We start from the raw sequence: 11,393 nt of genomic DNA, 5'->3' as shown, positions 1-11,393 counted from the left end.
GACACAGTCTGTTGTCCGGAATCTTCCCTTTAGTGGGAGTTTCATGATGATTGTGAATATTCTGAGGAATAAGGACAGATTCTGGACAAGCCGGAATGACAAAAATAAGGGCGGTGACAAAAATAAGGTAGGCAATTTCTAATGCGGTTGCCCTGCAGCCCTGCAGCACAGAGTATTGACACGGACATCATGGAAAGCGGACAATTAAGCATGGGAATAGTGAAGCCGTCTAAGACACATACAGAAGGTGGCGCGTACCGGTACCTTGAAAACGCCAACGGTCTGTTAAAAGCCACCGCCATTGAGGACAATATCTACCTTGACAAAAAGCCCGTCCGTAAAGCGTTCGGCACGGCGTACCTTGCTATACTCGAAGCCATTAACGAAGCTCTGATAAAGAAGGGTCTTACCCGTAAAGAATTGCCTAAGTCAGTTGACGGTTATATGGCGGCCATAAAAAAGCACCTGTCCGTAAATAACGGTAAGCTCGTAAGGGAATTTGACAGATTGTATGAAACTTTACACATAGCAGGATACTATAGAGGCTTAATTACACGTGTAGCAACGGTTAAAGTCGAAATCAAAGGCACAGAGGACTTTATCAGGAAGCTCCTGCCCTAACAACTTGCACCAGAAACCCTACGATTTTCATTGTGACACGAGCCAGTGGAACTCACCTGAAGAAAAAATAGACAATCGGTGTTAATGATAGAAAATTAATGTTTTGGGGCCTTTGTAAGCCATCTGTTAAACTTATCCATATAGACATAAAACACCGGCGTGACGAACAAGGTCAGCATCTGGGAGAAAAACAATCCACCAATTACCGCCACTCCAAGTGGCCTTCGGGCGTCGCCTCCCGCCCCAATCCCCAGCGCTATGGGAAGCGTTCCAAACAGTGCCGCCATTGTTGTCATCATAATCGGACGAAACCTTATCATACAGGCATGGTAAATCGAATCAACAGGGCTTTCCCCATTTTCACGCTCCAGTTGAAGGGCAAAGTCAACCATCATGATGCCGTTTTTCTTCACAAGGCCAACAAGCATGATAACCCCTACAAAGGCATACACGTCAAGTTCCATGTTAAACAACATCAGCGTGCCCAACGCCCCAAACCCCGCAAGGGGAAGCGAGGTCAGGATGGTTATCGGATGTATAAAACTCTCATAAAGTATCCCCAGCACGACATATATTATCAATATCGTAATAACCAGGAGTATGCCCATGCTTGCAATTGATTTCTGGAATTCCTGAGCCGACCCCTGAAAGCTCGTCGTAACGGACGCAGGCAGGGTCTCCTTAGCGATTTTTGTGATTTCATCAACGGCCTCTCCAATGGACTTATTGCCGTGCAGGTTAAAGGAGATAGTTGCCGAGGGCAGTTGCGCCGTGTGGTTTACGACCAGCGGGCCTGATACCATTGTAACCTTCGCCACGGTGTTTAATGGAACCATTTTGCCGTCTGATGAGCGCACGTATAGCAGTGAAAGAGCCGCGGGGTCAAGCTGGAATCTCGGCTCTACTTCAAGGATAACCTGGTACTGATTTATGTCGGTATAAATTGTTGATACCTGTCTGGTGCCGTAGGCCGAGTACAGGGTCTCCTGGATGGCGTTTAATGTAAGGCCAAGGGCAGAGGCCTTGTCCCTGTCAACGGCAACATTTACGCGTGGGCTGTTCAGCATAATATCGTTGGAGACATCGGTAAGGCCGTCAATCGTGCGAACTTTCTGCGTCAATATATCGCCGTATTTGAATAACTCCGCAAGGTCAATAGACTGCAGGGTAAACTGATAGAGGGCGCTGGTGACTTGTCCGCCGATGGTTATAACCGGAGGGTTCTGAAGGAATGCCCTGAGACCGATTACCGAGTTGAGTTTTGGTCGCATGGCGGTTATTATCTGGTCAACGGTGCGCTTGCGGTACTTGCTGTCAGACAGGGTGACGAACAATATGCCGGTGTTGGCGCCGGGGAGGCTCATAGGGGCGACCACGGAGATGAGACTTATGACCTCCGGCTCTGTTTTTGCGATCTCGGAGATGGTCTGCTGGTGTCGTACCATGTCCTTGAAGGAGATACTCTCTGAGGCCATCGTAACCCCCCTGAAGTAGTTCTGGTCTTCGCCGGGAATAAACCCCTTCCTTATATAAATAAATAAAAAGACGGTGGCCGCCATTACGATTGACGTAAGTAAGAGCATGGTATAGCGATGTTTGAGGACTATTCTTAAAGCGGCACCATAGATTCGTAAGATAAAGTCGAAGGCCTTTTCGTAATAACTATTACCGGAGGTGTGCGTTTCTCCACCGTGGCGAAGAAATCTGCTGCACAGCATAGGCGTAAGCGTAAGGGAAATAACCCCCGACACGAGGATTGCAACGCCTATACTTACGGCAAACTCCCTGAACAGTCTGCCGATGATACCTGACATAAACATGATGGGAATAAAGACGACCACAAGGGACACGGTCATAGACAACACGGTAAAGCTGATCTCTCTGGAGCCGTCAAAGGCGGCTTCCATAGCCGTCTCGCCGTGTTCCATACGCCGAAAAATATTCTCAAGCACAACCACGGCGTCATCCACGACAAATCCCGCCGAAAGTGTCAACGCCATAAGCGTCAGGTTGTTCAGGCTATAGTTCAGTACATACATGACGCAAAAAGTGCCTATTATGGAAAGCGGCACGGCTATGCCGGGAATTACTGTGGCCGCGGCTGACCGGAGAAACAAATAGATTATCAGGACAACCAGAAAGATAGTAAAAATAAGCGTATATTGAACGTCACTGGCGGATTCCCTTATATAGTCGGCCTGATTGTAAAAGACCTTCATGCTGAGTGCTTGGGGAAGCTGGGACTTGAGCTTGGGGATAAGTGCCATAATGCTGTCAGCCACCTCGACGGTGTTTGAGCCGGGCTGGCGTTTTACGACGATTACGATAGAGCGGTCAGACTTTTCCTTCGTCTTAAACCACGCGGCGGTCCTGTTGTTTTCGACATCGTCTTCGGCCGTGCCGATGTCTCGTATCCTGACGGGGGCACCATTGCGGTATGCAACGATAAGCGGCAGATAACCGGCGGCGTTAAAGAGCTGGCCGTTGGATTGTATCGAATATTGTTGGTAGCTACTGTCAATGATGCCGTTTGGGAGATTGACATTGCCAGTGTTAATGGCGTTTTTGACCTCGTCGAGGCCAACTCCGTAGGAGACAAGTTTGGAGGGGTTTACGCGTACCCTGACGGCAAATTTCTGGGCACCATAGACGAGTACCTGTGAGACGCCGGAGAGCATTGATATATGTTCAGAGATAAATGTCTCCGCGTATTCGTCAACGTCAGACATGCGAAGGGTATCAGAGGATACGGCGATATAAACTACGGGATTGTCGGCGGGGTTCACTTTTTTATAAGTGGGAGGATAGGGAAGCGTCGAAGGGAGGTACGGGGCAGCCGCCGTTATGTATGAATTGACGTCCTGAGCGGCGGCGTCAATACTCCTGTCGAGGGAAAACTGAAGTGTGATATTGGTTTTTCCTGTGGAACTTGACGAGACCATCTGCTCAAGGCCGGCTATCTGGGTAAACTGCCTCTCCAGAGGTGTGGCCACAGTGGAGGCCATCGTCTCGGCGTTTGCACCGGGGAAGTTTACGGTAACCTGAATCGTAGGAAAATCAACCGTAGGCAGACTATTAACGGGGAGTTTCTTATAGCCGGCTATGCCGAAAAACAGCAGCGTACACATGACAAGCGTTGTCATCACTGGCCGCTTTATCCAGATTTCAGAAAGGTTCATACCCTTAAACCCCGGCTTTCAATACAACTTGAGATTCTAACATTAAGGCGGTATTATAATGCCTCCATTGGAGATAGTCAAGGACGAACTGATTTAAAAAAACAACTAAACCTTTTTCGGTACCCCTGTGTCTAAGGCTATTGAGTATCTGAAAATTAGTCAGAATATATTAATTCAGGAGGGTAAAGTATGGTTGTAGGAAAGGGCAGTCCGGTGGCGCGGACAGCGGTGTCTTCGGTGGCTGGAAAGAGTTTGTTGTGTGGGTTATTCTTGTTGTGTGTAGTGCTGATAGGGATACCGGCGTATGCTGATGACGCCACTGACGCGTCAAATATGATAAGCCTGCTCTACTCAGAATACGGCGGGATAACCGGCATGGCGTCCGGAGGCTTGCAATCAGGGTACAGTACAGACGGCAATCCCTACTATGCCCAGTGGTTTTCAAGTGGACTGGCGCTGCTGGCATGGTCAGACGGTTATATGTATTTCCTCAATGGCAGCACTGCTGTCCCTTTGGGGGTTATCTGGAAGACCAGCTTAGTGTTGGCTACCGCGATGATTCAGGCGGTGTACGCTACTAACCCCACATTTTATGGCACCCCTACAGGGAACATACAGATGGGAACTGACGCGGGTGGCTCGTATTATGTCTTAGCCTTTGTAAACGGTACGGGGATTTACGCCGCCTCAAGCGGCACGATGTATTATGCTTATTCCGGCATGTGGTATCCGTTGGGTGTCAACTGGAAATAGTGTTGCTCAAATTATAAGTGTTTTATTGACGGTGACCCATCATCGGGCGCTTGCGTGTACGTCTGCTGATGGTTTTTTTTATTATCCTGCATCAATAAGACTATACCGTTTTTCTTCTTTAATTCTCCGGCCTTTATATGTTAGTATAAACGCGGTGGTTATAGCCCAAGGGATTTGGATGTTACCGAAAATAATATAGGGAGGCGTTGAGATATGGAGGCATTTGCCGTAACCGATAATGTATTGCAGTTGGTGACATTCACGCTGGGGACGGAGGAGTATGCCATAGACATACTAAGGGTGCAGGAGATTAACCGGATGACCGATATAACGATTGTGCCAAATGCGCCGCCGTTTGTGGAGGGTGTGGTAAATCTAAGGGGAAAGGTAATCCCGGTAGTGAGCCTGAGGAAGAAATTCGAGATAGAAGACAGGGCCAGCGACGAAAGTTCAAGGGTGATGATAGTTGACTTACAGGGGGTAACAATCGGCCTGATAGTGGATGCGGTCTCTGAGGTGCTGCGCGTGTCGTCAGACATAGTGGAATCCACGCCGCCCATGTCATCAAACATAGACACGGAGTTCATCTACGGCATAGCAAAACTAAATGACAGGCTGATAATCCTGCTGGACATAGATAAAATGCTCGACAGAACATCAGTCGGCTCGCTGTTTTAGGGGTATGATGTACACACCGCCAAAGAAAATAGCCGAAGCGGCCAGACAACTGGATTTCAGTCAGCCCCTGGAGTTTAATGACCCGCGTTATGTTGATACCGAAAAGGGCAGAGGGGTCGTAAACTACAATCAGCTTTTCAAGAAAATGGGATTTGAGCTGACAGACTCATCAGACATTTCAAACGTTTCACTACCAGAAAGCGGACATACGTTATTTTGCGGGCACATAGGCTGCGGAAAGAGTACTGAATTGAGGAAACTTGGGGAAAAGTTCAGCAGAAGTGGATTGTTTTATGTAGTATTTGTAGATGTGGCGCTGGAGCTGGATACAAATAATCTCCAGTATCCTGATTTGCTGGTGGCCCTCGCAGGCAGATTGTGTGAAAACTTAAAAAATGATGATATTGAGATAAATTCTGTTTTCCTGACAAACCTGCAATCGTGGTTTGATCAGAAAATTGCAACAAGTGAGACAACGAAGAGTTTTGCCGTGGAATTAAAGGCCGGTCTAAAGGCAACAATGGGGATTCCACTTTTAGCGGAAATTTTTGGAAAGTTAACGAATTCGCTCAAGATGGGCACGACATACAAAGAAGAACTAAGGCGGGTGATTAAAAATCATGTCACCGAATTTGCCAATTCGTTTCACCAATTGATAACCGCAGTGGAAAGGGAGACCAAAAATAAGGGCTTGGCAGATAAAGTATTATTTATTGTTGACGGGACTGATAAACTATCGGGCAAGGATAGCGAGAGTTTTTTCATAGAGGATGCCAATCAGTTAAAAGCCATCAGGGCTAATTTCTTATACGGCGCACCGATTCATCTTATCTACTCCAATAATCAAGTGCAGCAGAGATTTGAGTATTTCATATTACCCATGATAAAGATTACAGATAGGGACGGGACAAAACTCAGAGACGGCTATGAGGTAATGAGGGAAATAGTATTACGAAGGGCGGACAGAAGTCTCTTTGAAAGACCCGGGACGTTTGAAAATCCTGGCACTATTGATAAAATAATCGAATATTCAGGAGGCTCCCCAAGGGAGTTAATGCGCATATTGAAAAATGCCTATTTATTTGCCGAGGATAAATTCACAGAGGAAGCGTTAAACAATGGTATTGATAGTCTGGCGACCGAATATAAGAGAATGTTTGCCTTTAAGGACTCGACATATTTTAGAATATTGGCCGATATAGATAATGGAATTGCTGTAGATATGGGTTCAGAGAAAGTAGAATTTCTCCTTTTTAATCTGGCATTGTTTGAGTATAACAATTATTTCTGGAAATCACATCCGGTTGTAAGACTTCTGGAAGGTTATAAAAGAGTTTCAGGGATATATTAGACGGTATTATACCAAGTGGCTGATTCTCGTGAATTAACGCCAATCCACAAAGAAGAACTCCGTCGTACTGAGAGGCTGTTGCAGGCCGCCGGTGGTTTTAGGCTTGTCATAGCAGAGTTTAACGACCCGCAGTTCAGACGCATCATCATAGACGAAATCAACGGCTTTGGTGTAAAGTCGGTTGTTCTTGAGGTAAGCCGCACGGAATTCCCCAATTTTTATGACTTCGAGTTAAAGATTGCGGAATTAAGCAAGACCTATAACGTTATACATGTCATTGACCTTGACACTTGGCTGAAAATGGACGAGGGCGATAGAATGGTGCTTGGGTTTAACTATCACAGAGAAAGTATAGCCGATGGCTGCAAGGCATCGCTTTTTTTGTGGATGACAGAGCTTGGAATATATTCGTTCATGACAACCGTCCCCGATATGTGGTCATGGAGGTCTGCCGTATTGACGTTTATGATAGAAAAAGAAAAGACTCCGACCAGTCTTCTCGCCGATGAAGGATATGATTATTTAAGAGCGATGCCACGTGACCGAAGGCTTGCCCGTATTGACGAGCTTGAGAAATTCTTAGCATCGCCGCCCTCTGATTTGGAAGGCAGGCTTCTTTCGCAGCTCTATAAGGAGCTTGGAAGTTTAAGCCGTCATCTTGGCACTAGCGAAGGTCTGGTAAAAGGAATGGATTACTTTGAACGAGCGCTTAAAATTGATGTAGATATGTACGGGGAGGAACATCAGTCCGTTGCGGAAGACTATAACAATATAGGATTGGCATGGATAAACATTGGGGAATCAAAAAAGGCGATAGAGTATTACGAAAAGGCGCTGAAAATAGCTTTAAAAGTATATGGGGCAAATCATCCAAATATTGCAAGCACATATAACAATGTAGGGTCGGTGTGGGATGGGATGGGGAACTCAAAGAAGGCTATTGAGTGTTTGGAGAAAGCGCTGGAAATATATTTAAAAGTATATGGAGAGAATCATCCGGAAGTTGCAACAGGATATAGCAATATAGGGAATGCGTGGAATCGTATTGGGGAATTAAAGAAGGCGCTGGAGTATCACGAGAAGGCACTTGAAATTAATTTAAAAGTATATGGAGAGAATCATCCAAATGTTGCAGTTAATTATAACAATATAGGTTCGGCGTGGTATAAAATGGGGGAATCAAAGAAGGCGCTTGAGTATTACGAGAAGGCACTTGAAATTAATTTAAAAGTATATGGAGAGAATCATCCAAATGTTGCAACCGTATATGGGAACATAGGGTATGCGTGGAGTAACTTAGGGGAATCAAAGAAGGCGCTTGAGTATTACGAAAAGGCGCTTTCAATAAGCCGAGGTGTTTTTGGCGATGATCACCCACAGGTGAAGACGATTCAAGATAACATCAATTTAATACAGAAACCCAACCCTCAATGAACGATTGCCTTATCAATATTTATAACACCGCGGTCGGGGCGTGTTCTGCTTATCAGTGTGTCTTGAATTATATTGATTATATTCGACAGGTTTATTCTGATGGGAGATTTCGACGGCTGTATGTTGTGGGGTTTGGCAAGGGGGCTTATGGGATGGCGCTTGCGGCCTCTGAGCGTCTTGATGATATTATTACCGGCGGCGTTGCCGTTACCAAATATGGCCATAGCGAAGCCAGCATTGCGGGTAAGATTAGAATTTTTGAGGCCGGTCATCCCGTCCCCGACGAAAACGGCGTCAGGGGTACCGCTGAAATCATAAAACTCGTCAGGGACGCCGCGGCAGATACGCTTATCCTGTGCCTGATATCGGGCGGGGGCTCGGCGCTGTTTGTCAGCCCACCCGTCGGGGTCAGCCTCGCTGAGAAACAGGCGATTACAGAGGCGCTGCTTAAATCAGGCTGCGATATTAATGAATTAAATGCCGTCAGAAAACAGCTCTCAAAGGTGAAAGGCGGAGGATTTGCCGCCCTCGCCTATCCGGCGAAAATATTGTCGCTTATCATATCAGACGTGACTGGAAACCACCTTGATGTAATCGCCTCCGGCCCGACGACGGCCAATACAACGGGTGCCCGCGAGGCTATTGAGGTGTTAAATAAATACGGTTTGATGAGTAAATTATCGCCAAACGTCATCAAAGCTATTAATAAGGGCGCGGCGCGGAGGCCGGTTAATCCGGGAAATGAAAATATAATAATCGCCGACAACAGTCAGGCCCTCAACGCGGCATTGGCGCGGGCGCGGCAGCTCGGCCTTGACGCCGCAATTATCACAGACAACCTCGCTGGCGACGTTAAGGCGGCGGCAAAATGGTTATCGGGGGAGATTACGCCGAATGAAAAATTATTAATCTCTGGAGGTGAGACGACCGTCGCGGTAACGGGTACGGGCAGGGGCGGCAGGAACATGGAACTCGCCCTCAGATTCGCGGTTGAGATCGAAGGGAAGCCGGGGTTAACCCTGTTGAGCGCGGGGACGGACGGCACAGACGGCCCGACTGACGCCGCGGGTGCGATAGTTGATAGCGCTACGACTGCACGAGGCCTGGCAGTGGGGCTGGACGCGCGGGAGTATCTGGCAAACAACGATTCATACACATATTTTGAACGCGCCGGTGGACTGTTTAAGCCCGGCCCAACTGGTACGAACGTGATGGACATCCAGTTGCTGTTATGTGCCGGGGCTGCCTGAGCAATCTTGGCATCCCCTGCCATCGCCGCGGGTGGCCTTGTTGGCGATAAAAAATATATTTATAAAAGACTAAAGAATAAATTGTAAATATTCGGGGTAAAATTGTAAAATTCCCATAGTGCTGCATAACGAAGGTAATACGCATGATTTGTTATAGATGCAAAAATAACATACCGAAAGACGCAGCAAAATGCCCCGTATGCGGCGTGAAGGCTATGCCCTTTGTCGGGGCCAAGGCGTGCCCGAATTGTGGTACGGTCAATCCGGTCAGCGCGCGGTATTGTATAAATGATGGCTATTCGTTTGATTTGATGGACAGAGAGGACATCTCTGGCGAATATGATGATGAGCTTGAGGAGGAAATAGAAACGGCTACGAAAAAGAAGAAACACGGCGTGTTGAGGTTTTTTATGTGGATATTCATAGCCATTGCCTGTCTTGTGGGGTCTGCCGTTGTGGGATACCACATATTCAAGCCTCAGAACTACCTGCTTGAGAAACAGGCCGCCGACGCCCTGGCAAACGCAGGGCTGAAGGAGGTATCAGTGAGGGTAGACCTCAGCAAAACGGCTAAGTTAACCGGCACGGCGAAGGATATGCACGAAAAGACATTCGCAGAGCTTATTGTCAAAAAAATTCCGAAAATAATCAAGGTGGAAAATAACATAGTCGTCTCACAGGTGGTTCCAAAACCTGAAGAACTTGAAAAGACAATCAACAATTCATTGAATAGCCAGGGGTTTCCCGGCGTTGTGGTAAGCGTTAACACCGCCCTTGCGGCATCCATAATAGGGACGGTGCCCAGTGAGTATGACAGGAACAAGGTGCTGTCCATCGTGAAGGCAAACAAGGACGTGAAAGACATTAGGGATAACCTCCATGTGGATGCCTCTACTGCCCAGCCCCCTGCCGCGCTTAAGGCACTGTCAGCAATGGCACATCCGGCAACTCCCCCTCCGTCGCCCGAAGCCACTGCCGCCGCTCCCACGCCTGCCCCCACCCCGTCGTCCCAGCCTTCGGCTCAACCGCCGTTAACTCCTAACCCAACTCCTAACCCAACGGCTGAGCCAATACAGAAGCAACTGCCACCTCAGGCGGTTGTATCGCCCCCGTCTGACCCGCATACGCTTGAAGCGACTATCAACAAGGCCCTCAAGGGCATCGGCCTTACAAAAGTCACCGCAGAGGTCAACGAAGGCCTTGAAGTCACGCTAAAGGGAACAGTATCAAGCACGAAAGATAAAGGCAAGGCATTCGATACAGCAAAACATACAAAGGGTGTTAGTAAAATAAGGGACAAGGTTTTTGTTGTCGAACCGTAAAAAGGAGGACTTAGTGATGGGGAGTTTTTTTAGATTATTGATTATAGCAGCGTCAGCGATGGTTTTATTAGCCGGATGTGCGAAGCCGAGAGGTGTTGTCCAGCCTACGCAGGAGGAACAGGTAGAGCAGTTAGATACCGAAACCATAAAAGTAGAATCCTACACACTGAAGCCTCAAGCGGCCTTTCCGGGGTCAACCATAGAAATCTCGGTAGAGTATCTGCTGCGTCTGCCTAAAAATAAAAGCCTGGTGGAAGTTACAGAGGTCAGAACTTTAATAATGGGTACGGATCGAATGGAGTTATCACGCAAAAAGATCATTCGTGCGGAGGGTTCCCACAAATCTATGATTAAATTCACCCTTCCAATGGATATAGAAAAAGGCGACTACACCATTCAGACCATACTTTCCACACCCACGCAAACAAAAACGATAGAGGATACGCTGACTATTAAAAAGAAGGGTAAATGATTATAGTGGACCAATTTGTCAAGACAAAAAATTGCCTTTTTTAAGTTACAGTAAGTCCTCATATTTTTCATAGTCCAACCCCCAAAGGGGGCGGGTGTAACGTCCCAAGTCCTTAGTCCTTTTCTCCTCCTTTTTACCAATATTTAGCAGTAGTAGAGTAAGCGTCAAGAAAACCCCATCTTTACAGGGGAAGTAGCAGGTGTCATAATGGGCCGAAACAAGGAGGTTCATGATGATGAAGAAAGGGAAGGTATCAGTCTCAAAGGCGTCCAGTTATTGGTAAGCGTCTAAATAACTACACCCGCTGGGTTACCGGCAAGAGTACCCCCTATC

9 protein-coding genes are annotated in these 11,393 nt (G+C 47.2%); 8 read left to right on the top strand and 1 reads right to left on the bottom strand.

The features are described from left to right. Nucleotides 1-141: 141 nt before the first annotated feature. Nucleotides 142-621, top strand: coding sequence for a DUF5618 family protein (locus AB7D94_RS13885; protein WP_420266524.1), 480 nt, complete (start codon nt 142-144; stop codon nt 619-621). A 95-nt stretch (nt 622-716) separates the two neighbouring features. Here the strand turns inward: AB7D94_RS13885 and AB7D94_RS13880 are convergent, their stop codons facing one another. Then, the gene (locus AB7D94_RS13880) at nt 717-3,800 is read right to left on the bottom strand and encodes an efflux RND transporter permease subunit (protein ID WP_420266523.1); all 3,084 of its coding nucleotides are present in this window, start codon (nt 3,798-3,800) and stop codon (nt 717-719) included. Nucleotides 3,801-3,989: 189 nt separating this feature from the next. Between AB7D94_RS13880 and AB7D94_RS13875 the strand changes: the two genes are divergently transcribed. The 7 genes from AB7D94_RS13875 to AB7D94_RS13845 all read left to right on the top strand — a co-directional run bounded on the left by AB7D94_RS13875 (nt 3,990) and on the right by AB7D94_RS13845 (nt 11,060). After that, entirely contained in the window at nt 3,990-4,553 is a 564-nt protein-coding gene (locus AB7D94_RS13875; RefSeq protein ID WP_420266521.1) for a hypothetical protein, read from the top strand. Between the two features lie 213 nt (nt 4,554-4,766). Then, a complete protein-coding gene (locus tag AB7D94_RS13870; RefSeq protein ID WP_420266520.1) occupies nt 4,767-5,231 on the top strand; it encodes a chemotaxis protein CheW in 465 nt (154 codons plus the stop codon). A 4-nt stretch (nt 5,232-5,235) separates the two neighbouring features. After that, nucleotides 5,236-6,582, top strand: a complete 1,347-nt coding sequence (locus AB7D94_RS13865) for an ATP-binding protein (protein WP_420266519.1) — start codon at nt 5,236-5,238, stop codon at nt 6,580-6,582. Between the two features lie 15 nt (nt 6,583-6,597). Beyond that, a complete protein-coding gene (locus tag AB7D94_RS13860) occupies nt 6,598-8,016 on the top strand; it encodes a tetratricopeptide repeat protein (protein ID WP_420266518.1) in 1,419 nt (472 codons plus the stop codon). Further along, on the top strand, nt 8,013-9,266 hold the full coding sequence (locus tag AB7D94_RS13855) for a glycerate kinase type-2 family protein (protein WP_420266517.1): 1,254 nt from the start codon (nt 8,013-8,015) through the stop codon (nt 9,264-9,266). Before AB7D94_RS13860 ends, AB7D94_RS13855 begins: the two co-directional genes overlap by 4 nt. A gap of 143 nt (nt 9,267-9,409) precedes the next feature. Then, the gene (locus tag AB7D94_RS13850) at nt 9,410-10,588 is read left to right on the top strand and encodes a BON domain-containing protein (RefSeq protein ID WP_420266516.1); all 1,179 of its coding nucleotides are present in this window, start codon (nt 9,410-9,412) and stop codon (nt 10,586-10,588) included. Between the two features lie 16 nt (nt 10,589-10,604). After that, nucleotides 10,605-11,060, top strand: coding sequence for a hypothetical protein (locus tag AB7D94_RS13845; protein WP_420266514.1), 456 nt, complete (start codon nt 10,605-10,607; stop codon nt 11,058-11,060). Nucleotides 11,061-11,393 lie beyond the last annotated feature (333 nt).

The organism is Candidatus Magnetominusculus dajiuhuensis, assembly GCF_046044395.1.
Taxonomy (GTDB): Bacteria; Nitrospirota; Thermodesulfovibrionia; order Thermodesulfovibrionales; family Magnetobacteriaceae; genus Magnetominusculus; species Magnetominusculus dajiuhuensis.
The sequence above is the reverse complement of the archived record's forward strand: the minus strand, read 5'-3'. Positions and strand labels throughout refer to the sequence as shown.